Genomic DNA, 24,093 nt, shown 5'->3' on the forward strand with positions numbered 1-24,093 from the left:
ATTTAATTTAATCTGCTAATTTCGAAGGGAAGACAAGCTTTCTAATTTCTAGAATAGCTGTTGTAGCAAGTGCTAGTCCAGCAGCGATTCCCCAATGTTCTAGTCCAAATTCTGCTGGTATATCAAAAATTGGGCGGACAATCGGCAAAATAGTGATGCCATATAACATCATACATACGGCAAATGCACCGACAACATATTTATTTGTAAAGAATCCTGCTTGGAAAACGGTTTGAGAATTCGAACGAGCAGGGAAGACCTGTAGTGTTCTAGCAAGAATCAAGGTTGTAAAGGCCATAGCCACACTAATTTCATTAGAATATCCTAAACCGATATACTGAGAAATAATAACAGCTACACCAATGGTCAATCCTCTAAAGATTACAGACTGTAATGTCTGACCAGAGAAGATACCTTCGTTAGGATCTCTTGGTTTTTGTTTCATAATATGCGGTTCACCTGGTTCCATTCCTAGCGCAATTGCAGGGATAGAATCATTGACCAAGTTGATAAATAGTAACTGTAAGGCAGTGAATGGATTCACCCAGTTCATGAGTAGTGCAGCAATAATCGCAGTAACAGCACCCAAGTTACCTGAAAATAGATAAGCGATCGCTTTTTTGATATTACTATAAACATTTCTACCTACTGAAACGGCACTTACGATGGATACAAAATTATCATCCGTCAAGATCATAGCAGCGGCGTCTTTTGAAACGTCTGTCCCGCTACCCATAGCGACCCCGATATCTGCTTGTTTCAATGCTGGAGCATCATTCACACCATCACCGGTCATGGCAGTGATCTGGTCTTTATTCTGCCAAGCTTCAACGATACGGATTTTATTTTCTGGCGTAACTCGGGCATATACAGTAATGTGCTCAAGTTTTTCCATCAATTCTTCTTCAGAAAGGGCATCTAGTTCTTGTCCGGTTAAAGCAATGTCATCTTCTGTGAAAATATTTAAGTCTCTTGCGATTGCACGCGCCGTTGTTTTATGATCACCTGTAATCATAATTGTACGAATACCAGCTTCGGCAGCCTCTTTAATGGCATCGTAAACTTCTTCTCTTGGAGGATCAATCATTGCAAGTAATCCTACAAAAATCAAATCATTCTCATCATCTAAATCTAGCTCAGACTTAGTTACTGGTTTGTAAGCAAATGCCAGAACACGCATTGCCTGGTCAGAGAAATGTTCATTTTTGTCGTATAATTGTTTTAAATGCGTTTCTGTCAATTCTTCAACGTTTCCATCGATCAAGATTTTAGAACAACGTTTGAAGAGAACATCGGGTCCACCTTTAGTCAGAATCATCTGCTCGCCGTCAATGTCGTGAAGAGTAGACATCAGTTTACGAGTAGAGTCAAAAGGCAACTCTGCTATTCTAGGATAAGTGGAGCGTAGCGTTGAAAAAGGTAATCCTTGTTTATTACTGTGATCGATTAACGCAATCTCAGTAGGATCGCCACTTGATTCTCCTTTTTCATTAATGGAAGAATCATTTGCAAGAACGGCGATCTGCATCAGGCGATTTTCGTCAAAAGACCATTGATCTGGTTGATTAGTATAAGCTTTTTCTGATTGGCCAGCCAAGAATGTATCAACGACTGTCATTTTGTTTTGTGTCAATGTTCCGGTCTTATCCGTACAGATAACACTAGTAGAGCCCAATGTTTCAACGGCTGGTAGTTTACGAATGATGGCGTGACGTTTAGCCATTTTGTTGGTTCCAACGGATAATACAATCGTTACGATTGATTGCAAAGCTTCTGGAATTGCAGCAACCGCAACCGCGACCGCAAACATAAAGGCATTTAGTAATGGAATCTGGATATCCTGTGTTCCACCTAAAAAGATACGCGCAGCTTGTATTCCGAAAATCAGAATAGACAAACCAAGAATCACAAATCCTAATTTTTTACTGAACACTTCTAATTTACGTTGAAGTGGGGTTTGCTTAGAGGTTGCATTTTGGATCAATTTAGCTACTTTACCCATTTCAGTTTCTGTTCCGATTCCAGTAACGACGTATTTTGCTCGTCCATACGTTACAAGTGTTCCGCTATAAACCATATTGAGTCGATCAGCTAATCCAGTCTCTTCTGGTATTGTTATCGCATTCTTATCGGAAGGAACAGATTCTCCTGTTAGAGCACCTTCTTCAACTTGTAAAGACTCTGCTTCAAGCAAGCGTCCATCGGCTGGTATATTATTTCCAGCTTCTAATACGATAATATCTCCAACAACCAGTTCTCTAGCAGGTATACTTTGCGTACTGTTGTTTCGAATAACCGTTGCGGTTGGAGCAGCCATATTTCTAAGGGATGCCAGCGAATCTTCCGCTTTTCTCGTTTGTACGACACTGAGGATGGAATTGATCACAAGTACAGCGAATATGATGATAGACTCAACGGTCTCGCCTAATAAAACTTGAACGACAGCTACAATTAAAAGAACAATAACCATTGGATCTTTAAAGCTTTCTAAAAATAAAGATAAGGTAGACTGACGGTCTTTTTGTTCTAGCTCATTGAATCCCTTTTCTTCTTGCCTCTTTTGTACTTCTGAGGAGGTTAATCCATCTCCTGTAGTATTGAGTGAAGATAAAACTTCCTCGGTATTCTGCTGATAATGTTGCATTTTTTCCATCCTTTCTAAGATGAAGGAACTTTCAATAGAAAAAAAGAGACGTATACGGAGGCAAAAGCTCCGCATACGTCTCACTATTTAATACAGCACCAGCAGATAAACAAGTATCTACGGTTGGTGGCACTGTAACAGCTTTCGCTGCAAGTTACTCCCGTAAGCCTATTTTGTTGTCGGATTCATTATATAAAAGTAATGAAAGAATTGCAAGAAAATTATTTCTAATCTTTACCAATTCAAACCATCCAAAAATTTGAGAAGATCGTATTGTTTTTCTTCAGGTAAAGACTGAATAACTGTGGTCAATCTTTTTTCAATAGGACTGGCTTCATCATTAAAGAATTCAGATAAGGTGACATCTAACGCATCACATATATGAGAAAGTGTTTTTAAAGATAATTTTGTTGAATTATGTTCAATCGCAGAAATAAAAGAAGGAGAAATGTCGATTTTCTGTGCAAGTTCTTTAGCGGTCATTCCTGTAGCGATTCTTAAAGCTTTGATTTTAGGACCAAATTCCATAACGGCACCTCAATAATTATTTTATTACTCAAGTATCATAGCATGTAAAAAGGCTAAAAAAAAGAAAAATTTCAAAACGAAAACACTTTATAGTATATAAATTAACTTATAGGTAAACTTTATATTGTAATATATGATTTATGTGTTAATATATTTAATTGTGACTGCCGATAGAGGCAGGTTAAAGAAGGAGAGAATAAAATGAGAGATAAAAAACAGCCGAAACAGGAGAAGTTTCGACCGATGCAATTATTGAAAGACAATAAAGGCGCAATTAGAGGAGACGTACTGTCAGGGTTAACAGTAGCGTTAGCGTTAATACCTGAATCCATCGCTTTTACATTTGTAGCGGGTGTTAGTCCAATTCTTAGTTTACAAACAGCCTTTATGATTGGATTAGTGGCAGCAATTTTTACAGGAAGACCTGGTATGATCAGTTCCTCTACGGCTGCAATTGCAGTGGTCATCGCTTCATTGGTCGCAACTCATGGACTAGAATACCTTTTTGCAATGGTTGTCCTCATGGGTGTTATACAAATAATCATCGGATTATTAAAATTAGGGAAATATGCTAGAATCATCCCTTATCCAGTAATGCTTGGCTTTTTGAATGGATTATCGATCCTAATTTTTATAGCACAATTGGATCAGTTCAAAATCAATCAAGTAGTAGAAGTAAATGGGAATATGGTTACACAATCTGTCTGGATGCCGTGGACAGATCTGGCAGTTATGATTGGCTTTGTACTATTTATTATGGCTATGATTCACATCATTCCTAAATTCACTAAAGTGATTCCGTCTAGTCTAATTGCTATCGTTGTAATGACTTTAATCGCTGTTGGGCTTGGGAGTTTCGGGATGCACCTCAGAAATGTACAAGACTTTGCTGGAATGGAAATTGTTGGTGGACTACCAGGATTCCATATTCCTCAAGTTCCGTTAAACTTTGAAACGCTTAGAATCATTACGCCGTATGCCTTTATAGGTGGGCTTGTCGGATTAACTGAAGCGGTATTGACCCTTCAAGTAATTGATGAAATGACTAATACTCGAGGTAGAACAAACAAGGAGATTATTGCACAAGGACTTGCGAATACAGTCAACGGTTTCTTTGGCGGCATGGGAGGAGATGCAATGATTGGTCAGTCGATCATTAATATCAAATCTGGTGGACGTCATCGTTTATCTGGACTCGTTGCGGCCTCTGCTCTAATGTTTTTCATCATGTTTGGCTCAGCATTTATCAATGCGATTCCACTAACTGGTCTAGTTGGGGTTATGTTTATGGTGGTTGTTGGGACCTTTAAATGGGAAAGTTTACGCTATAAAGGGAAAGTACCTATGCAAGATATTTTAGTTGTCATTATTGTATCAGCAATCACAATCTTTGCAGACCTTGCAACAGCTGTTATTACTGGAGTGGTTGTTTCAGCATTGATTTTCGCATGGGAAAAAGGGAAAGTGATTTATGCCAATGTAGAAGAATCTGATAATGGTTCGAAAACATACAAAATCAATGGAACGCTGTTCTTTGGTTCAGTCCTGAATTTCAAAGAGTTATTTGATGTAGAGAGTGACCCAGATGAAGTGATCTTGGATTTAAAATACGCAAAAGTAACAGATTATTCTGCAGTAGAAGCGATCAGCTCCGTTACCAAACGATATGAAGAATCAGGTAAGACATTCAAGATTGTCAGATTAAGTGATGAATGTAAACGAATGTTCCACAATGCAAATGCCTTTACTTCTGTCATTATTGACGAAGGTGAAGATGAAATCATCGAATATCCATACGTATAAATTGAAAAGACTCTCAAGACTGTTTTTATAAGCAGACTTGAGAGTCTTTTTTTACTGTTGAAATTAAATGATAACGGATTCAAATTCGTTGTAGTACTAACTGAATAGTGATAAAGTTTGACTGTTATGGCGTGTTATCACTTAAATTAATTAACGGTTCTGTACTACTTAAAAGTTATGAGGAGGAAATGAATGATGGAATACAGTTATCTAGGACGAACAGGACTAAAAGTAAGCAAGATTTGTTTAGGAACAATGAATTTTGGTTCATATACAAGTGAAGAGGATGCTTTTGCCATCATGGATAGAGCATTGGAAGCAGGCATTAACTTCTTTGATACAGCAAATGTATATGGTGGTAAAGGTCAAAGAGGACAAACAGAAGAGATTATTGGTCGTTGGTTCGCACAAGGTGGCGGACGACGTGAAAAAGTTGTTCTAGCAACAAAAGTTTATGGTGGGATGGAAAATGAAGCCGATGGTCCAAATCAAGGAAGTGGGCTCTCTGCTTATAAAATCCGTCGTCATCTGGAAGAATCTTTGAAACGACTACAAACCGATCATGTAGAACTGTATCAGATGCATCATATTGAACGCCACGCACCGTGGGAAGAAATATGGGGTGTATTCGAGTCAATTGTCAATCAAGGAAAAGCTTATTATATTGGATCCAGTAACTTTGCAGGCTATCATCTTGCCCTAGCTCAAGCGGCAGCTGAGAAAAGACAATTCCTTGGACTAGTATCCGAACAGCACAAGTATAATCTGCTTTGTAGACTACCGGAATTAGAAGTACTTCCAGCTGCAGGAGATTTGGGTATTGGCATCATTCCGTGGAGCCCGCTAGAGGGTGGAATGCTTAGTGGTAAGATGCTCGATCCAGAGCCAGGTTCAAGAAGTGAAAGTCGCGCAGCTAAGCTAACTGACCACGAACGCAGTCAATTAGAAGATTACGCTAAGCTATGCGAAGAACTTGGGGAATCTGAACCAAATGTCGCATTGGCATGGCTTTTAGCAAATCCTGCGGTGACAGCACCAATTATTGGTCCAAGAACAATGGAACAATTAGAGCAAGCACTTAGAGCCGTTGAAATCAATCTTTCAGAAGATACAATGAAAGAATTGGATAGAATTTTCCCAGGACCGGGTGGACGTGCTCCAGAAGCTTATGCTTGGTAAGACAAAAGATCTAATTTTCTCTAAACAACTGATTAAATAAGGTTAGCAGACATCAAACCTCTTGTGAAAGAGACTAGATGTCTGCTATTTTAGTATAAAGATAAAATGAATTGTGAGTCTAATGTAAAAAAGCTAAACGCCTTTAGATAATGACTTAAAGCATACTTCCAGTTTAATTGAATGAGTGAATCTGTGAATAGAAGAGAGGGAGAAGCTGTGAATAGACACTTTGGAAGTGAGAAATGGCACCAAGCAGCTGCTTTTTATGTCCGTATGCAGGTATTTGTCTTGGAATGCGGTATAGGTTTGACAGAAGAGTTTGATATGGACGATCATGATAAAACCAATTACGCTGTGATTTACGATGGAAATAAAGCAGTTGCCACCGGTCGTTATACACAGATAGATGTTGAAACGATTCGTCCTGGAAGAATCGCTGTACTAAAAGACTATCGAAATCGTGGACTTGGACAACAAATTATCGAAGAACTAGAGAAAGAAAGCCTAGAACGTGGGATTAAACAATCAATTATCCACGGTGAACTGACAGCCGCCGCTTTTTATGAGAAACTTGGATATAAAAAATGCTCAGAAGAATATTTAGAAGACGGCGTACCCTGTGTTACACTTAAAAAACAGTTAGTTCAGTAGTACTATACTAGTGAAAAGCGCTTTTAGACTATCCAGATAAAATCATAGTTTATTGGAATATACTACTTATGGTACAATTGAAGCCGAGAATTGATTTAATGGAGGAAGAATTATGCTTGCACGCTTAAAAAAAGGACTGACCAATTTCAAAGATGTGACATACAAAAAGTACGAACAACTTTATCAGGAACTTGGACAGGCTCAAAATCCGCACACATTATTTATTGCCTGCTCTGACTCTCGAGTGGATCCGGAAAGACTGATCGATAGTGAACCGGGTGAAGTTTTTATGATTCGTAATATTGCAAATACCATTCCAACTTACGAATTAAGCCAGCGAGATCTAACAACAGTATCTTCTGTTGAGTTTGCAGTAGAAGTACTAGGGGTAAAAGAAATCATTGTCTGTGGACATTCAAATTGCGGTGGGTGTGCTGCAGCACTCGGAGGACGAGAGAAGCTAGATCACCTTCCATTCACTCAGAAGTACCTAGAACCCTTAGAAAGTGTAAAAGAAAAAATCGAAAAGAATCATGCTCATGAAGATGATAACGCTAAAGCGCGATTAATGGAACTTTTGAACATCATCGAACAGGTTGAGCATCTAAAAACCTATCCCTGGATAAAACAAAAAATAGAAAATGGCGAGTTAGGAATAGAAGGCTGGCATTACGATATCAAAACGGGTAGTGTACTGGTTTATGATGAAGCTACTGATGCATTCCACGAGTCAGAAAAATATCAAAACGAACAAGAATAACCCTATTCAGTGAATAAAAAAAGTCTGACCTTAGTTCTATACTGAGGTCAGATTTTTTAGTGTGCAATACTTTTACAAAGCAACTTGAAATCTTTTTTCGTCATTGCACATACTCCATTAACATTCTAAGAGATCAGCTTCATGGGTGACTCCTTTCAAATATTTGTCACAATCATATCTGATAGCATGAGAAAGTCAAAACAATAAGTTATGGGCTCCAAAAAGTCTTTCCACGGGGAAATCTGCTCGAATTATGCTAGTGTATAATAGAGCTGAACTGAATAGAGAGATTTCGAATTGAGTCTACTACTCTTATTGTATTCGTGTTAGAATAAGTATGATTTTGCATTGATGTATCTTTATTTATACGTTAAGCAGCCTACCAGAATTGAATAGATGAAAATTGAAAGGAACATTTAGATACCATGGATATTAAAGAATTCAAGGAATTATTCAAAGAATCAATCATAAAGACCGACGAACCGTTAGCGCAATTTACGTATACCGAAACTGGAGGACCAGCTGATGTACTGGTTTTCCCTAAAAGAAAAGAAGAAATCGCTGCAATGATTTCTTACATCAATGAGAAACGATGGCCTTTGACGATTTTAGGAAACGCGAGTAACTTGATTGTAAGAGACGGCGGAATCAGAGGCGTTACAATGATTTTGACAGAAATGGATCAAATTACTGTAGAAAAAGACCAGGTTATAGCTCAAGCTGGAGCCGCAATGATTGAAGTCAGTAAAAAAGCCTATCATGCAAGCTTAACAGGATTGGAATTTGCTTGCGGTATTCCAGGTAGTATTGGCGGAGCCGTTTACATGAACGCTGGAGCGTATGATGGAGAAGTAAAAGATGTTATTAAAAGTGTCACGTTACTGAGCTTGACGGGAGAAATTAAAGAAGTTAGTAATGAAGATATGGCATTTGTTTATCGTAACAGTTTAATTCAGAAGACGGGAGACATTGTTATAGACGTTAGTTTCCAGTTAGAAGAAGGCGACCAAGATGCGATCAAAGAGCGTATGGATGAATTAACTATTCTGCGTACGACAAGACAGCCTCTAGAATATCCGTCCTGTGGATCTGTTTTCAAAAGACCAACGGGTTATTTTACTGGAAAGCTGATTCAAGAAGCGGGTCTACAAGGATTGAAGTGGGGCGGAGCACAAATTTCGACTAAACATGCGGGCTTCATTGTAAACATCAATCATGCAACAGCGACAGATTATATTGAGTTGATTGACCACATCAAAGAAGTGATTTTAGAGAAAAATGATGTGCAACTTGAAACTGAAGTTCGAATCATTGGAGAAGACCCAGTGAAAAGTAACAAAGAGAAAGCAAAAAAATTGATTCAAAAAGCTACAGATCAATTTAAACAAAAAATCGGTACGGAGCAATCTGTAGGTTTTGTAGACGAAATATAGCAGCGAGTGTACACTTAAGACTGAACATACGGTATAGTCTTAGGTGTACACTTTTTATCAAAAAAGATTTCCATATGTACTAAATGGATTTGGAGGAATTATAGATGAAAATTGGGGTAATCGGATTAGGCACCATCGCTCAAAAAGCTTATTTACCAGTTATGATGACAGAGCACCAAACTGTGGAGTGGCATCTTTCTACTAGAAATCAAGACAAGCTAAAGGAAATAGGTGAAAAATACCGAATTCCTGCAGAACAGTTACATACAAGTTGGGAAGATTTACTCGACATAGGTTTGGATGCCGTATTTATCCATACACCCACACCAACTCATGCTGAGATTATTGAAAAAATGATTGATAATGGCATACATGTATTCGTCGATAAACCAATCAGTGCAGATCTTGAAGAAACAAAAGCATTGATTGAACGTTCTCGTAAAGCAAATGTGCTATTAACAGCTGGATTTAATAGAAGATTTGCTCCAAGAGTAAAAGAACTCAAAGCAATTGAAGATAAAAATATGGTTTACTTCCAGAAGAACCAAGGGAATTATACAAAACACTCTTCTAGATATAGAATCTACGACATGATGATTCATCCTGTAGATACAGCACTCCATATGATTGATGAGCCTGTAAGAATGATCAATTCAGGCCTTGTAGGGTCAGATGATTTCTTTAAGCGTGCATGGGTCATTCTGGAAACTGATTCCACGCATATTATGGTCTCGATAAACGCTGAGTCAGGCGCTAGACTGGAAACGATGGAAGTTCAAAGTCCAACGCAAACAGCGCGAGTAGAAAATCTTTCAGAGTGGACAAGATATGATGAAGAAAAAACAGTCAGCAGATCTTTTGGTGACTGGGATCACACCCTTTATAAAAGAGGATTTTCTTCTATGATCGAAGCTTTTCTTGAAGCCGTTCGTACGAATGGAGAAAATCCAGTATCGCTTGAGTCTTCTTTAGTTAGTCATGAAGTTTGCGAAACGATTTTAAGAAATGCCAATTTATAAGATAAAGTAAAAGAACTACAGAATAGATAGAATTGCGATCGTTCATTTTGAACGGTCGTTTTTCATCCAAAAAGAAGTAGGAAAGTATCATGAAATCGTAAAAGATTGAACTTATGATAGGGCAAGCTATAATAAAATAGGTTTCAATTGAATTGAGAAAAGATGTAAGGGGAGTGTAAGACTGTGACGGAAAAGACTATTATTTCGTTTAAAGATGTTCAAAAACAATATGATGAAAGTATGATACTAAAAGGTGTTTCATTCGATTTAGAAAAAGGAAAATTTTATACCTTGCTGGGTCCATCAGGGTGCGGTAAATCTACTATCTTGAATTTGATTGCTGGCTTCACTCAAGCGACTTCAGGTTCGATTGTATTGGATGGTAAAAAAGTGAATGAATTGCCTCCAGATAAACGTAAAGTAAATACTGTTTTTCAGGATTATGCTCTATTTCCTCATATGAATGTGTTTGACAATGTAGCGTTTGGATTGAAAATCAAAAAACTGCCTAAAAGTCAGATAAAAGAAAAAGTAACGGAAGCATTAAGATCCGTTAGATTGACTGGTTTTGAGACGAGAGAAATCTCTGAAATGTCAGGCGGACAACGCCAGCGGGTAGCCATTGCAAGAGCCCTTGTAAACGAACCAGAGATTTTACTTTTAGATGAACCGTTGTCTGCTCTAGATTTAAAATTAAGAACAGAGATGCAGTATGAATTAAGAGAACTGCAGCAACGACTAGGCATTACCTTTATTTTTGTGACGCATGATCAAGAAGAAGCATTGGCTATGAGTGACAAAATCTTTGTCATGAAAGAAGGCGAAATTGTTCAAAGTGGTACACCAATTGATATCTATGATGAACCACTTAATAATTATGTAGCTGATTTTATTGGTGAAAGCAATATTGTTGCCGGTAAGATGATTCAAGACTATAAAGTAGAATTCGCTGGGAAAGTTTTTGATTGTGTTGACGGTGGGATGCCAGAAAACGAAGAAATTGAAATTGTGATTAGACCAGAAGACCTTGTGGTTACAAGACCAGCTCTTGGAAATCTCAAAGTGATCGTTCAGTCTCAGCTATTTAGAGGTGTACACTATGAAATCATCGGAGAAGATCCAGAAGGAAACGAATGGATGGTTCATACGACTCGTAAAGCAGAGGTTGGAGACGAAATTGGTTTGGCATTTGAGCCTAGAGATATCCATATTATGAGATTAGGAGAGACAGAAGAAGCGTTCAACCAGCGTTTAGCAGATTACGCCGTAAATAACGGGACGAGCGTACAAGAAGCGATCGAAAGTGAAAAAGGAGTGGAGCTGAATTATGACCTCTAAACAGAATAAATGGCTCTTTTTTCCTTATTTTATCTGGATAGCATTGTTTGTATTTATCCCAGTAGGCTTACTTATTTATCAGTCATTTATTGGTTTGAATGGAACCTTTACGATTTCGAATTTTGTCACTTACTTTACTTCAACAACTTATCTTAAAATGACGGCACAATCTTTTCTCTATGCATTTATTATTACCTTAATCACGCTTTGCATCAGTTACCCGACAGCCTATTTTTTAACACAAACAAGACGAAAAGATTTATGGATGCTCTTATTGATTTTACCGACTTGGATCAATGTATTATTAAAGGCCTATGCTTTTATTGGCTTACTGAGTCAACAAGGGAGTGCGAATACGTTCTTTGACTGGATAGGGGTAGGACGTCAGCAACTGTTGTTTACGAATGCTAGTTTTCTTCTAGTGGCTACCTATATTGAGATTCCTTTTATGCTACTACCAATCTATAATGCGATTGAAGAGATTCATCCTTCTGTGATTCATGCAAGTAGAGATCTTGGAGCGAATACTTGGGAAACCTTTAAAAACGTTATTTTCCCGTTATCCCTCTCAGGTGTCCGAAGTGGAATACAAGTTGTCTTTATCCCGTCTCTTTCACTATTTATGCTGACTAGGTTGATTGGTGGAAACCGGGTGATTACTTTAGGTACAGCAATTGAACAACACTTCTTAGTGACACAAAACTGGGGGATGGGATCAACGATTGGGATTGTTCTGATCGTATTGATGATTCTAACGATGGTCCTTACTTCAGGACGTAAGAAAGGAGTCCGTAAATCATGATCAAGTCTAAATTTAGTTGGGCAAATATGTATCTAATTTTTATCTTTGTTTTGTTATATGTTCCAATTTTATATTTGATATATTATTCTTTCAACCAAGCGGGAACAATGAATGAATTTACGGGGTTTACAACGGAACATTATGAAGCGTTAGCGGGAGATACGAGACTAATTCGTATTGTGCTAGATACATTCAGAGTCGCTTTGCTCTCTTCCTTGCTGGCAACCATTATCGGTACTTTAGGGGCGATTGGAATCTTTTTTGTTAGACAAAGAAGAACACAGTCGACCATACTTGGTCTGAATAACGTTCTACTTGTGTCACCGGATGTTATTATTGGCGCAAGTTTCTTGCTTTTATTTACGATGGCTGGTTTTCGCTTAGGGTTTTATTCTGTATTGTTTTCACATATCGCATTCAGTATTCCAATTGTTGTTTTAATGGTCTTACCTAAATTGCAGGAAATGAATACAAATATGATTACTGCAGCAAAAGATCTAGGAGCAAACAACTGGCAAGTGCTGAAAAGTGTCATTATTCCGAGCATTAAACCAGGCATACTTGCTGGATATTTTATGGCTTTCACTTATTCTATCGATGATTTCGCTGTTACGTTTTTTGTAACCGGAAATGGCTTTGCAACTTTGTCTGTTGAAATTTATTCAAGAGCTCGACAAGGAATCAGTCTAGAGATCAACGCATTGAGTACGATTCTATTCATCGTTGCTCTAGGACTAGTCAGTGGATACTACTTTGTTCAACAGCAACAGCAACAGCGTAACCGCAAACGTAAACTAACCGATATCGATCCAACGAATCATCAGAAGGCGGTGACACCTTAATGAAACAGTTAATTCAATTAGCTTTAGCTGTATTGGGGATAACGGGCATACTCTATTTGGGTAGTTTTTTCATCGAACATTCCCAAGGTGCAAGTGGAGCAGATACGCTAAATATCTTTAACTGGGGAGATTATATCGATCCAGAATTGCTTGAACAGTTTGAAGAAGAATCGGGTTACCGAGTGGTTTATGAAACCTTTGACTCCAATGAGTCGATGTATACAAAAGTTCAGCAAGGCGGAACAGCGTATGACCTGACGATTCCAAGTGAATATATGATCGAAAGAATGATTGAAGAAGATCTCGTTTTACCAATGGACCATTCCAAAATTACTGGTTTAGAAAATATTGATTCAGAATTTCTCAATCAGCCATTCGATCCTAATAATCAGTTTTCAATTCCTTACTTCTGGGGAACTTTGGGGATTGTTTATAATGAACAAATGGTGGATGAAGAAGATATTACTTCTTGGAGTGATTTATGGAATCCTGAATTCAGAGAAAGTATTTTGTTTATTGACGGGGCGCGAGAAGTTATTGGAATTGGCTTACAGACTCAAGGTTATTCATTGAATTCGAAAAATGATGAAGAATTGAATGAAGCCTTTGAATTGCTTCGTGGTCTTGCGCCAAATGCTAAGGCGTTAGTTGCAGATGAAATCAAAATGTATATGATTCAAGAAGAAGCGCCCGTTGCGGTGACGTTTTCTGGAGAAGCGGCTGATATGATGTGGGAAAATGAATCGTTACATTACATTCTACCTGAAGAAGGATCCAACTTATGGTTTGACAATATGGTGATTCCTAAGACAGCGCAAAATACAGAAGCGGCTTATGCCTTTATTAATTTTATGTTGCAGCCAGAAGTTGCTGCTCAGAATGCTGATTATATTGGGTACAGTACGCCAAATAAAGCAGCCATGGATTTGCTTCCGGAAGAAACAACGGAAGACGAGCAATTTTATCCATCTGCTGAAACCATTGAAAAATTAGAAGTGTACGAAAATCTTGGACCTGAATACATTGAAAAATATAATGACTTGTTCCTGGAATTCAAAATGCTTAGATAATAAAAAGGAGCTGCTGATGCAGCTCCTTTTTATGTTACAATACAGTTGAAAATGATAGCGGTACATAAACTATATCTGGAAGGGAAATGGGTATGAATCTAAAAAAGTTAGTAGGATATAAAGCGGCAGAATTTATTGAAGACGGCATGACGGTTGGTCTTGGAACAGGATCAACGGCTTATTACATGGTAGAAGCCCTTGGTAAAAGAGTGAACGAAGAAGGATTAAACATCGTTGGTGTAACGACATCTATTCGAACAACAGCGCAAGCAGCTGATTTGAATATTCCGTTAAAAAGTATAGATGATGTTGAAAAAATTGATATAACCATTGATGGAGCAGATGAAATTTCAAATACTTATCAAGGCATTAAAGGTGGCGGAGCGGCTCACTTATTTGAAAAAACAGTGGCCAACCTTTCAGATAAAAATATCTGGATCGTAGATGAAAGCAAACTAGTAGAAGAGCTTGGTGCTTTTCCATTACCAGTAGAAGTGGTTCATTTTGGTTCTGGACAATTGTTCAAGAAGTTTGATCAAAAAGGCTACAAACCTTCTTGGAGACTAGACGAAGAAGGTGAAAAATTAGTCACGGATTCAGGTAACTTGATTATTGATCTTCATATGGAAATCATTAAGGATCCTGAATCATTAGCGACTTGGTTGGATTCTTTAACAGGTGTAGTGGAGCATGGATTGTTTTTGAATTGTGTCGACACGATCATCGTAGGGACACAAGAAGGTGCAATTGTAGAACAAGTTGATAGAGGATAAAATTAAAACGATCAGACTCTACTAGATATAGTAGAATCTGATCGTTTTATTAAAATAAAAAAAAAGTTAAGATAGTGATTTTTCTTTTAGTTTTTCTAGCATATCTGCTGTCATTCTTTCAAGAGAATATTCAGGGCTGAAATTCCATTCTTTACGAGCTTGTATCGTATCGATTGAATTCGGCCATGACTCCGCAATCGTCTGACGAATGGGATCGACTTCAAAATCTAGAGTAAACTCTGGTATATGAGCTCGAATCGCTTTTTCAAAGTCTTCTGGACATACACTCATTGCACTAACGTTGAATGCGTTACGGTGAATGAGGTTCTCTGAAGGTACTTCCATTAGACGAATAATAGCGTCTACCGCATCCGGCATGTACATCATATCCATATAGGTACCTTTGTCGATAAAAGAGGTGTAGGCTTGTTTTTTCAATGCTTCGTAGTAAATATCTACTGCATAATCAGTCGTTCCACCACCTGGTAGTGCTTCGTAAGAAATGAGTCCAGGGAAACGGACGCTTCTCGTATCTACTCCGAATTTCTGGAAGTAATAATCACAAAGCAATTCTCCACTTACCTTCGTTACCCCATACATAGTCGTTGGACGTTGTAAGGTTACTTGTGGTGTCTGTACTTTAGGGGTTTGAGGTCCAAAAGCACCGATTGAACTAGGCGTGAAGAATTTCAAATCATGAATACGCGCTACTTCTAGTGCGTTCATTAATCCACCCATATTCAATTCCCAGGCTAACTGAGGCTTTTCTTCCGCTACCGCAGACAGCAAAGCTGCTAGATGAATAATTGTATCAATTTGATATTTTTCGACTAATTGCTCTATAGCTAATTGATCCGTTACATCTAGATATTCGAAAATGCCATTTTCGACAACAGTAGAGTTTTCTGGTCTTTGAATATCTGTTGCGATAACGTGATTTACTCCAAATTTCTCTCTCAAGCGAGCTGTCAGAGCAGTTCCGATCTGTCCCAGTGCGCCAGTAATTAAGATGGTTTCCAAGTTTCTTTCCTCCAGTAATGATTCAATCATATCGTTTACTCCAAAAGAAAAAGCAGTGGACTGAGTTATACGCTCAAATACTCTTAATAGGAACTCACTCTAGTTAACTGCTTTTTATAAAAGACTTATATAACGTTTAATTCGTTTCCGACTTTTTCATAAATCGAAAGGACTTTATCTAACTGCTCTTTAGTATGTGCCGAGCTTGGCATATTTCTAACACGTCCAGTACCTCTTGGAACAGTAGGGAAGACGATAGATTTAGCATAAACGCCTTCTTCTGTTAATCGTTTTGAAAATGTCTGAGTCAGTTTTTCATCACCAATAATACAAGGGGTGATTGGTGTTTCAGAATTTCCGATGTTGAAGCCTAATGCATCCAGTCCAGCTTTCAGGTAACGACCATTTTCCCATAGACGGTCGTGTTCTGTTGTTGAAGCAGACATGATATCGATTGCTTCAATACAGGCAGCTGCAGCACCAGGTGTTAGTGAAGTAGAAAATAAGAACGGACGGGCACGTACTTTTAGCCAGTCGATCAAATTCTGAGTTCCTGCCACGTAACCACCAACAACACCAACAGCTTTAGAAAGTGTGCCCATCTGGAAATCGATTTTGTCTTGTAGTCCGAAATGCTTAACTGTTCCGGCACCTTTGCCCATAACACCTGAACCGTGAGCATCATCTACATAAGTGATTAAATCAAATTCTTCAGCGATTTTGACAATATCCGGTAAGTTGGCTACATCTCCATCCATTGAGAAGACACCGTCCGTAATATACATCACTTTATCATATTGGCCACTTTCAGTAGCTTCTTTTGCTTTAGCACGTAAGTCTTCCATATCTTGGTGTTTGACTCGAATCACTTTAGCACCAGACAAACGACAACCATCAATAATAGAAGCGTGATTTAATTCATCCGATAAAATCGCATCTTTTTTGTTCATAACTGCTGAAATAGCTCCCATGTTACAGTTAAAACCTGACTGGAAAGCAACAGCTGCTTCGGTCTGCTTGAAATCAGCAATTTTAGCTTCAAGTTCATCATGAATACTTTGTGTCCCATTAATTGAACGAACTGCACCTGCCCCTACGCCATATTGATCAGTAGCGGCGTTCGCTTTTGCTTTCAATCGTTCATCATTAGAAAACCCAAGGTAATTGTTTGAAGACATATTGATCAGTTGCTTTCCTCTGACCGTAATTTCTGCTCCATTTGGACCTTCTAGCGTATCGATTTCATTATATAATCCCATTTCTTTCAATTCGTTTAGATTACTTTCCAAAAATTGGTTCAATGTTTTACTAGTCATCTAATCTCTCCCTATATAGTTGCTCATTACAGATAGAACCGCTATTAGATAAGCAAAACAGCGGTCTATCACACCTTTTTATTATAACATGTAATACAAGGCGTTTGAAAGGAATGAAAGAGTGAAGTCGATTTAAACGAACAAAAAATGAACAATTTCTTAAAAATATCAAAATAGTGAGAGAGAAATGTAAAAATTAAAATAACCTGTTGTAATTATGATAGAAAGCTGATAAAGTATTCCAAGTAATCTAAATTATAATTTATTATTCAAATTAGTTATATATTTTGGGAGGAAACAACAGATGAAGAACAGCAAACTAGCACGTACTCTAGGATTAACATTAACAAGTGCTTTATTATTAGCAGCTTGTGGTAATGGTGGAAACGACTCTGCCGGAGAATCAAGTTCAGAAGGATCAGAAGGATCAAACGATGAGCAAGTTCTACATTTGATTGAAACAGCTGAAATCCCTTCAATGGATTCTACTACTTCTACAGACTCAGTAAGTAATAACGTACTGAATAACGTAAACGAAGGCCTTTATCGTCAAGGACCTGAAAATGACCTACAATTAGGTATGGCAGCAGAAGAGCCAACTGTAAGCGAAGATGGCTTAACATATACATTTAAAATCAGAGAAGATGCAACTTGGTCAAACGGCGAACCCGTAACAGCAAATGACTTTGTCTATGCTTGGCAACGTCTAGCAAATCCTGAAACAGCAGCAGAATATGCATACATGATCGATGGGGTTGTAACAAACGCTTCAGAAATCCTTACTGGAGAAATGGATCCTTCAGAACTTGGTGCTACTGCTGAAGATGAAACAACTTTTGTAGTTGAACTAGCAAAACCAGTTCCTTACTTTAAAGATCTATTGACACTATCAATGTTCTTCCCACTTAACGAAGAATATGTAACTGAACAAGGAAATGACTACGCAACAAACAGTGATACGATTCTTTATAACGGACCATTTGAGTTAACTGACTGGGATGGCGCTGGGCTTAGCTGGTCATTAGAGAAAAATGAAGATTACTGGGATGCAGATGTTGTAAAACTTGATCGTATCGATGTAGATGCCGTTAAAGAAACTTCAACAGCATTGAACTTATACAATGCCGGTGAAGCAGACCGTATGATCCTTACTGGAGAGTATGTTCAAACAAAACAAGGTGCTCCTGATTTACTATCACAAGCGACGTCTTCTGTATTCTACTTCAAGTTCAACCAAGAACGTAATGGAGAAGAAACACCATTAGCAAATGAAAACATCCGTAAAGCTATTGCAATGGCATTCGACAAACAAAGCTTCTCTGATACAGTTTTACAAAATGGATCTCTTCCAGCAAATGGTTTAGTACCTGCCGAATTAGCAGTTGGACCAGCTTCTAACGAAGATTTCCGTGCTGAAAATGGAGATTTGCTTTCTTTCGACGCTGAACAAGCTGTTGAGTATTTTGAAACAGGTCTTGATGAATTAGGTGTAGATTCACTAACACTTGAAATGCTTGGAGATGACACTGAAAACTCTAAACGTTCATTAGAATTCATGCAATCACAATTACAATCAAACTTACCAAACTTAACAATCAACTTGAGAAACGTACCATTCAAAGTTCGTCTGGATGCTAACTCAAAACAAGATTACGATATTCAACTAGCTGGATGGGGAGCAGATTATGCTGATCCAATCAACTTCTTGGAATTGTTTGAAACAGAAAACGGAAACAACAAATCTGGATTCAGTAACCCTGAATACGATGCTTTAATTGAAAGAGCACAAAACGATGCAAGTGATTTAGAAGGCCGTTGGGAAGCTATGCTAGAAGCGGAACAAATCTTACTAGACTCTGCTGGTATCGCACCAATTTATCAACGTGCGTATGCAGTTCTTGAAAAAGATTACGTTCAAGACCTAGTTCATCACCTAACAGGTGCGGATTACTCATACAAATGGGCTTATATCGAAGGTAAATAATCTTTCGAAAAGCATCTAAGATTAAAGGCTACAAAAAAAGAGTGGATATCCACTCTTTTTTTAAGCCCTATAATATAATTATGCATAAAAAGCACCATCATTTTTATACGTATTTTATTGTTCAAACAAATAAAATCCTACTAAAGATAGTAGAGAGATACTCAACAAAATCAGACCGATTTTGAGTAAAACGGCGTATCCTTTACCGAATTGACTAGACAAGTGAGAGATTGGTTTCTCTTCGTCATCTATTGAACTTGATTTACGAAACAGGCGAGTGGCTCTATTCACGCTATAATGGAAAAAGTCAAAAGATCCTGAACGAATGACTAAACCAAACACGCCAAGGATTAGAAATAATCCTGCGGGGTAAAAGAACAAGTTAGTTGTTTGAAGGAAACTGATTTCTCCATAAAGGAACCATTCGAGAATAAAAATCAACAAAATAACGGCACTAGTAAAGCTTACTAAATTTAATTTTATGCGCATATTAGATTCTCCTAAAGTTTTAAAAAGTCTATTCAATACTGTACCTTATATGGTGAAAAACCTCAATAAGAGAATCAGAGTAAATAGGCGAGTGGGGAAAATTAAACGGAAATGACAAGAGAATGAAATAACTCCTTACAGATTTCTAATAGGAACCGTTTAATAGTCACATAATAACAAAAAAATTTGCAATCAGTGCGTGGAGAGCCTATTCTATATATTGTGCATTTTTTTAAAATTAATAAAAAATAAAACTGGAGGTGTAAAATCGATGAATCATTATTTGAAATATTTAGGAAAACGTGTATTTTACATGTTTGTAACTTTATTTCTAATTGCATCGATTACGTTCTTTCTAAGCAAGTTGCTGCCCGGAACACCCTATACAAATCAAGAAAAATTATCTGATCAGCAAATTGAAATTATGAATGAACAATATGGATTAAACGAACCGACTGTTGTCCAATATGGTATTTACATGGGCGGACTTGTTACAGGAGACTTAGGAACATCTTTTCAATACGATAATACGCCTGTCACAAAACTCTTATCCACTCGAGTTGGTCCTTCTCTTCAATTAGGATTTCAAGCAGTTGTATTAGGGACATTCTTTGGAATCATTCTTGGAGTGATTTCAGCAATGAAACAAAATACGTGGATTGATACATCGGCAACTTTTGTGGCCATTCTTGGTCGATCAATTCCAAACTTCGTATTCGCTGTATTATTACAACTCATATTTGCCGTTAAATTGGGCTGGTTCCCAATTGCGCTTTGGAACGGTGGATTTGAATCCTCTGTGCTACCAACACTCGCTTTAGCAATTGGACCATTGGCAGATTCTGCTCGTTTTATTCGTACAGAAATGGTTGATGTACTCAGCAGTGATTATATTGAACTTGCCAGAGCAAAAGGTCTTAGCCGTTGGATAGTTGCCTTCAAACATGGAGTTAGAAATGCCTTGATTCCATTGCTTACTATTTTAGGGCCCATGGCAGTTGCTTTAATGACCGGTTCAATGGTAGTCGAAAATATTTATGCAATCCCTGGTATTGGAGAGCAATTTGTTAAGTCAATCTTATCAAATGATTATCCGACTATTATGGGTGTAACGATTCTTTACTCTGCTATGTTAGTATTAATCATTCTATTAGTAGATATTATGTATGGTATCGTTGATCCTCGAATTCGTGTATCATCTGAAGGAGGAAATTAATATGGAAACTCATGATAACAATGCAACAATAAATGAGAAAACTAAATTTTCTCCTGATATGTTTGAAAAAGCCAGCGGAGCGAGTACAGAAGATAATGAAAAAATCAGTGCACCATCGTTGAGCTTTCTTCAAGATTCTTGGAGAAGATTAAAGAAAAACAAAGCAGCAGTTATCAGTTTAGGCATACTACTTGTCATTATGATACTAGCTTTTTCGGCACCACTGATCTCACCACATAGCCCATATGATCAATATAGCGGACAAACAAGTTTACCACCGAAAATTCCGGGTATTGATATTAACGGATTAAACGGAACAACTACAGCCGGTGGTGGAGAACGTTTTGATAAATATGCTCAAGTAGGCGCTGAAGAAGGAACCTACTTTATTTTAGGAACAGACAGTCTAGGACGTGACTTACTTTCTCGTATTTTATATGGGACTCGTGTTTCCTTGATTATCGCTTTTGCGGCAGCCTTCTTTGATCTGACCTTTGGAGTCGTCTATGGTCTAGTTTCCGGCTGGAAAGGCGGAAGGATCGATAACGTCATGCAAAGAATTTTAGAAATCTTATCTGGTGTTCCAAACTTAGTGGTCGTTATTTTAACACTATTAGTATTGGAACCTGGTATCCAGGCAATCATTATTGCACTTGCGATAACTGGATGGATTCCAATGGCTCGTATCGTACGGGCACAGACGCTGAAATTGAAAAACCAAGAATACATCTTGGCTGCTCAAACATTAGGCGAGTCTTCTATTAAAATTGCTTTGAAACATTTAATTTCAAACTTATCAGGTGTCATCATTATTCAAACGATGTTCTCTATTCCATCTGCGATATTCTTTGAAGCGTTCTTGAGCTTTATTGGTATCGGTATGCCTGCTCCATTTGCATCATTAGGTACGTTGATCAATGATGGATATAAAACATTCCAGTTCTTACCGCATATTATGTGGTATCCAGCCGGTGTTTTATGCCTCTTGATGATTTCGTTTAACTTATTGGCCGATGGACTACGAGATGCTTTTGATCCAAAAATGAAAGATTAGCGAGGTGACTATTGATGAGTAACATTTTAGAAGTGAGAGATTTAAATATTAATTTCGACACTTACGCGGGCAAAGTACAAGCCATTCGTGGTGTCAGTTTTGACCTGAAAAAAGGTGAAACATTAGCAATCGTTGGGGAATCAGGCTCTGGTAAATCCGTTACTTCCAGAAGTATCATGCGTCTGTTATCTCAAAACGCTAACATTGAAAAGGGACAAATCGTATTTAATGGTAAAGACTTGGTTCATGCATCAGAAAAAGAGATGCAGGCGATTCGAGGAAAAAGAATTGCAATGATCTTCCAGGATCCTATGACGTCTTTAAATCCTACAATGACAATTGAAAAACAAATCGCAGAGCCACTAAAACTTCATCAAAAGATGAACAAAAGTCAAGCACGCGATAGAGCGTTACAATTACTGGAATTAGTTGGTTTACCAGATCCAGAAAAAAGAATGAAGCAGTATCCTCATCAATTTTCTGGTGGTCAAAGACAGCGAATCGTCATTGCGATTGCGCTAGCTTGTAACCCAGATATTTTGATTGCAGATGAGCCGACTACAGCGCTTGATGTAACGATTCAAGCTCAGATTTTAGAATTAATGAAAGAACTTCAAGAAAAAATCGATACATCGATCATCTTCATTACACACGATTTAGGTGTTGTAGCAAACGTAGCGGATCGAGTAGCTGTAATGTATGCTGGGAAATTCGTAGAAGTAGGGACTGTTGATGAAGTCTTTTATAATCCACAACATCCGTATACTTGGGGATTGCTAGCTTCTATGCCAACTTTGGATACAGCAAACTCTTTATATGCGATTCCAGGTACGCCTCCTGATTTACTAGAACCACCAAAAGGAGATGCCTTTGCACCTCGTAATGAGTATGCAATGAAGATCGATACAGAACTAGAGCCGCCAATGTTTAAAGTTTCAAAAACACATTACGCAGCAACATGGCTACTTCATGAAGATGCTCCAGCTATTGATCCCCCTGCAGAGATCAAAGGCCGTCAGCAGCTTTACAAAGAGAAGTTTGCCAAACGTCACAATGATGGAGGCGTGAAATAGTGGAAAAATCAAAAGAAAAGATTTTAGAAGTCAAAAACCTGAAGCAATACTTCAACGAAGGTTCAAAGAATGAAGTACGCGCAGTAGATGATATTACCTTTGATATTTTCAGAGGTGAAACTTTTGGGCTAGTAGGAGAATCTGGTTCAGGAAAATCAACGACTGGACGTTCAATCATCCGCTTGTACGAACCGACTGCTGGAGAAATTGACTTCCAGGGAACGCAAGTACACAAAATTTCTAAGAAAAAGGATCTATTACAATTCAGACGCGATATGCAAATGATCTTTCAAGATCCGTATGCTTCATTGAATCCTAAAATGAAAGTTCGAGATATCATTGCTGAAGGAATCGATATCCACGGTCTTGTGAACTCTAAAGAAGAACGTAACGCACGTGTGATCGAATTACTTGAATTGGTAGGATTGAACCCTGACCACGCAAGTCGTTATCCACATGAATTTTCAGGTGGACAACGTCAACGTATCGGGATTGCTAGAGCGCTAGCCGTTAAACCTAAATTTATTGTAGCAGATGAACCCATTTCAGCATTGGACGTTTCAATCCAAGCGCAAGTGGTCAACTTGTTGATGGATCTACAAAAATCTCAAGATTTAACGTTCTTATTCATTGCCCACGATTTATCAATGGTTAAATATATTAGTGATCGTATCGGCGTAATGAACTCAGGTAAATTGCTTGAATTAGCGCCAGCAGAAGATGTCTATAACAAACCACTACATGCTTATACTGAGAGCTTGCTATCTGCGGTTCCTTTACCGGATCCAGAATATGAGCGTGCTCGTAAACGTACAACGTATGTGGCTAGAATTGCAAATGACGAAGAAGAAGAACTTCGTGAAATCGTTCCAGGACACTATGTATATTGCCGAGAGTCAGATGTCCCTCGTCTAAAACAAAAACGTGCTGCTTACGATAACCAAAATAACTAATACGCATTTGATCATAAAAAGTCTAGGATAGTAGTCTTAGATCGTGCTCAAATATCATTAAATCCAGAAAGAATTGTACTTATTACAATTCTTTCTGGGCTTTTTTGTTTGGGACACTAAATTTGGTGAGTACTCGCGTTTCAATA

General features: G+C 38.0%; 20 protein-coding genes and 1 pseudogene. 16 read left to right on the forward strand and 5 right to left on the reverse strand.

Annotation, left to right across the window (positions count from 1 at the left end):
* Window positions 1-7 precede the first annotated feature (7 nt).
* Entirely contained in the window at window positions 8-2,644 is a 2,637-nt protein-coding gene (locus tag LG377_RS02840) for a cation-translocating P-type ATPase (protein WP_225743206.1), read from the reverse strand.
* Window positions 2,645-2,878: 234 nt separating this feature from the next.
* Complete coding sequence (locus LG377_RS02845) at window positions 2,879-3,172, reverse strand: helix-turn-helix domain-containing protein (protein WP_225743207.1); 294 nt, start codon at window positions 3,170-3,172, stop codon at window positions 2,879-2,881.
* A 201-nt stretch (window positions 3,173-3,373) separates the two neighbouring features.
* Here LG377_RS02845 and LG377_RS02850 point away from each other — a divergent pair, with 201 nt between their 5' ends.
* The 11 genes and pseudogenes from LG377_RS02850 to rpiA all read left to right on the forward strand — a co-directional run bounded on the left by LG377_RS02850 (window position 3,374) and on the right by rpiA (window position 14,842).
* Window positions 3,374-4,975 (forward strand): SulP family inorganic anion transporter, encoded by a 1,602-nt coding sequence (locus LG377_RS02850; protein WP_225743208.1) that lies wholly within the window; start codon window positions 3,374-3,376, stop codon window positions 4,973-4,975.
* 192 nt (window positions 4,976-5,167) lie between these two features.
* Window positions 5,168-6,154, forward strand: a complete 987-nt coding sequence (locus LG377_RS02855; protein WP_225743209.1) for an aldo/keto reductase — start codon at window positions 5,168-5,170, stop codon at window positions 6,152-6,154.
* 192 nt (window positions 6,155-6,346) lie between these two features.
* Window positions 6,347-6,805 carry a GNAT family N-acetyltransferase gene (locus LG377_RS02860; RefSeq protein WP_225743210.1) on the forward strand — a complete coding sequence of 153 codons (459 nt, stop codon included), beginning with the start codon at window positions 6,347-6,349 and terminating at the stop codon, window positions 6,803-6,805.
* 112 nt (window positions 6,806-6,917) lie between these two features.
* Complete coding sequence (locus LG377_RS02865) at window positions 6,918-7,565, forward strand: carbonic anhydrase (protein ID WP_225743211.1); 648 nt, start codon at window positions 6,918-6,920, stop codon at window positions 7,563-7,565.
* Window positions 7,566-7,990: 425 nt separating this feature from the next.
* Window positions 7,991-8,914: pseudogene (gene murB, locus LG377_RS02870) on the forward strand (UDP-N-acetylmuramate dehydrogenase); the annotation flags it as partial.
* 188 nt (window positions 8,915-9,102) lie between these two features.
* The gene (locus LG377_RS02875; protein WP_225743212.1) at window positions 9,103-10,017 is read left to right on the forward strand and encodes a Gfo/Idh/MocA family protein; all 915 of its coding nucleotides are present in this window, start codon (window positions 9,103-9,105) and stop codon (window positions 10,015-10,017) included.
* A gap of 240 nt (window positions 10,018-10,257) precedes the next feature.
* Window positions 10,258-11,355, forward strand: a complete 1,098-nt coding sequence (locus LG377_RS02880) for an ABC transporter ATP-binding protein (protein WP_225744614.1) — start codon at window positions 10,258-10,260, stop codon at window positions 11,353-11,355.
* Entirely contained in the window at window positions 11,345-12,157 is an 813-nt protein-coding gene (locus LG377_RS02885) for an ABC transporter permease (protein ID WP_225743213.1), read from the forward strand. Before LG377_RS02880 ends, LG377_RS02885 begins: the two co-directional genes overlap by 11 nt.
* Window positions 12,154-12,999, forward strand: coding sequence for an ABC transporter permease (locus LG377_RS02890; RefSeq protein WP_225743214.1), 846 nt, complete (start codon window positions 12,154-12,156; stop codon window positions 12,997-12,999). The genes LG377_RS02885 and LG377_RS02890 overlap by 4 nt, the downstream gene beginning before the upstream one ends.
* Entirely contained in the window at window positions 12,999-14,069 is a 1,071-nt protein-coding gene (locus tag LG377_RS02895; RefSeq protein ID WP_225743215.1) for a PotD/PotF family extracellular solute-binding protein, read from the forward strand. Before LG377_RS02890 ends, LG377_RS02895 begins: the two co-directional genes overlap by 1 nt.
* 92 nt (window positions 14,070-14,161) lie before the next feature.
* Window positions 14,162-14,842, forward strand: coding sequence for a ribose-5-phosphate isomerase RpiA (gene rpiA / locus LG377_RS02900; RefSeq protein ID WP_225743216.1), 681 nt, complete (start codon window positions 14,162-14,164; stop codon window positions 14,840-14,842).
* 66 nt (window positions 14,843-14,908) lie between these two features.
* Here the strand turns inward: rpiA and LG377_RS02905 are convergent, their stop codons facing one another.
* The gene (locus LG377_RS02905; RefSeq protein WP_225744615.1) at window positions 14,909-15,862 is read right to left on the reverse strand and encodes an L-threonine 3-dehydrogenase; all 954 of its coding nucleotides are present in this window, start codon (window positions 15,860-15,862) and stop codon (window positions 14,909-14,911) included.
* 125 nt (window positions 15,863-15,987) lie between these two features.
* Window positions 15,988-17,178, reverse strand: a complete 1,191-nt coding sequence (locus tag LG377_RS02910; RefSeq protein WP_225743217.1) for a glycine C-acetyltransferase — start codon at window positions 17,176-17,178, stop codon at window positions 15,988-15,990.
* A 304-nt stretch (window positions 17,179-17,482) separates the two neighbouring features.
* Here LG377_RS02910 and LG377_RS02915 point away from each other — a divergent pair, with 304 nt between their 5' ends.
* Window positions 17,483-19,162, forward strand: a complete 1,680-nt coding sequence (locus LG377_RS02915; protein WP_225743218.1) for a peptide ABC transporter substrate-binding protein — start codon at window positions 17,483-17,485, stop codon at window positions 19,160-19,162.
* 114 nt (window positions 19,163-19,276) lie between these two features.
* On the opposite strand, the gene LG377_RS02920 is transcribed toward LG377_RS02915, so the two are convergent.
* Window positions 19,277-19,651: a DUF3899 domain-containing protein gene (locus LG377_RS02920; protein WP_225743219.1), complete on the reverse strand. Its 375-nt coding sequence runs from the start codon at window positions 19,649-19,651 to the stop codon at window positions 19,277-19,279.
* 271 nt (window positions 19,652-19,922) lie between these two features.
* Between LG377_RS02920 and opp3b the strand changes: the two genes are divergently transcribed.
* From opp3b to LG377_RS02940, 4 genes are read left to right on the forward strand one after another with little or no spacing between them, the layout of a single operon-like run.
* Window positions 19,923-20,867: an oligopeptide ABC transporter permease gene (opp3b, locus tag LG377_RS02925; RefSeq protein WP_225743220.1), complete on the forward strand. Its 945-nt coding sequence runs from the start codon at window positions 19,923-19,925 to the stop codon at window positions 20,865-20,867.
* 1 nt (window position 20,868) lies between these two features.
* Window positions 20,869-21,921 (forward strand): oligopeptide ABC transporter permease, encoded by a 1,053-nt coding sequence (gene opp3C, locus LG377_RS02930; protein ID WP_225743221.1) that lies wholly within the window; start codon window positions 20,869-20,871, stop codon window positions 21,919-21,921.
* A 14-nt stretch (window positions 21,922-21,935) separates the two neighbouring features.
* Window positions 21,936-22,994 carry an ABC transporter ATP-binding protein gene (locus LG377_RS02935; protein WP_225743222.1) on the forward strand — a complete coding sequence of 353 codons (1,059 nt, stop codon included), beginning with the start codon at window positions 21,936-21,938 and terminating at the stop codon, window positions 22,992-22,994.
* On the forward strand, window positions 22,994-23,947 hold the full coding sequence (locus LG377_RS02940; RefSeq protein ID WP_225743223.1) for an ABC transporter ATP-binding protein: 954 nt from the start codon (window positions 22,994-22,996) through the stop codon (window positions 23,945-23,947). Before LG377_RS02935 ends, LG377_RS02940 begins: the two co-directional genes overlap by 1 nt.
* The last annotated feature ends 146 nt before the right edge of the window (window positions 23,948-24,093 follow it).

This window comes from Marinilactibacillus sp. Marseille-P9653, assembly GCF_916618885.1.
Lineage (GTDB): Bacteria > Bacillota > Bacilli > Lactobacillales > Carnobacteriaceae_A > Marinilactibacillus.

Bases quoted from the DNA above. Each gene is read 5' to 3' on its own strand.
- LG377_RS02840 (WP_225743206.1), bottom strand. From the start codon at position 2,644: ATGCAACATTATCAGCAGAATACCGAGGAAGTTTTATCTTCACTCAAT.
- LG377_RS02845 (WP_225743207.1), bottom strand. From the start codon at position 3,172: ATGGAATTTGGTCCTAAAATCAAAGCTTTAAGAATCGCTACAGGAATG.
- LG377_RS02850 (WP_225743208.1), top strand. From the start codon at position 3,374: ATGAGAGATAAAAAACAGCCGAAACAGGAGAAGTTTCGACCGATGCAA.
- LG377_RS02855 (WP_225743209.1), top strand. From the start codon at position 5,168: ATGATGGAATACAGTTATCTAGGACGAACAGGACTAAAAGTAAGCAAG.
- LG377_RS02865 (WP_225743211.1), top strand. From the start codon at position 6,918: ATGCTTGCACGCTTAAAAAAAGGACTGACCAATTTCAAAGATGTGACA.
- LG377_RS02875 (WP_225743212.1), top strand. From the start codon at position 9,103: ATGAAAATTGGGGTAATCGGATTAGGCACCATCGCTCAAAAAGCTTAT.
- LG377_RS02880 (WP_225744614.1), top strand. From the start codon at position 10,258: ATGATACTAAAAGGTGTTTCATTCGATTTAGAAAAAGGAAAATTTTAT.
- LG377_RS02885 (WP_225743213.1), top strand. From the start codon at position 11,345: ATGACCTCTAAACAGAATAAATGGCTCTTTTTTCCTTATTTTATCTGG.
- LG377_RS02890 (WP_225743214.1), top strand. From the start codon at position 12,154: ATGATCAAGTCTAAATTTAGTTGGGCAAATATGTATCTAATTTTTATC.
- LG377_RS02895 (WP_225743215.1), top strand. From the start codon at position 12,999: ATGAAACAGTTAATTCAATTAGCTTTAGCTGTATTGGGGATAACGGGC.
- rpiA (WP_225743216.1), top strand. From the start codon at position 14,162: ATGAATCTAAAAAAGTTAGTAGGATATAAAGCGGCAGAATTTATTGAA.
- LG377_RS02910 (WP_225743217.1), bottom strand. From the start codon at position 17,178: ATGACTAGTAAAACATTGAACCAATTTTTGGAAAGTAATCTAAACGAA.
- LG377_RS02915 (WP_225743218.1), top strand. From the start codon at position 17,483: ATGAAGAACAGCAAACTAGCACGTACTCTAGGATTAACATTAACAAGT.
- LG377_RS02920 (WP_225743219.1), bottom strand. From the start codon at position 19,651: ATGCGCATAAAATTAAATTTAGTAAGCTTTACTAGTGCCGTTATTTTG.
- opp3b (WP_225743220.1), top strand. From the start codon at position 19,923: ATGAATCATTATTTGAAATATTTAGGAAAACGTGTATTTTACATGTTT.
- opp3C (WP_225743221.1), top strand. From the start codon at position 20,869: ATGGAAACTCATGATAACAATGCAACAATAAATGAGAAAACTAAATTT.
- LG377_RS02935 (WP_225743222.1), top strand. From the start codon at position 21,936: ATGAGTAACATTTTAGAAGTGAGAGATTTAAATATTAATTTCGACACT.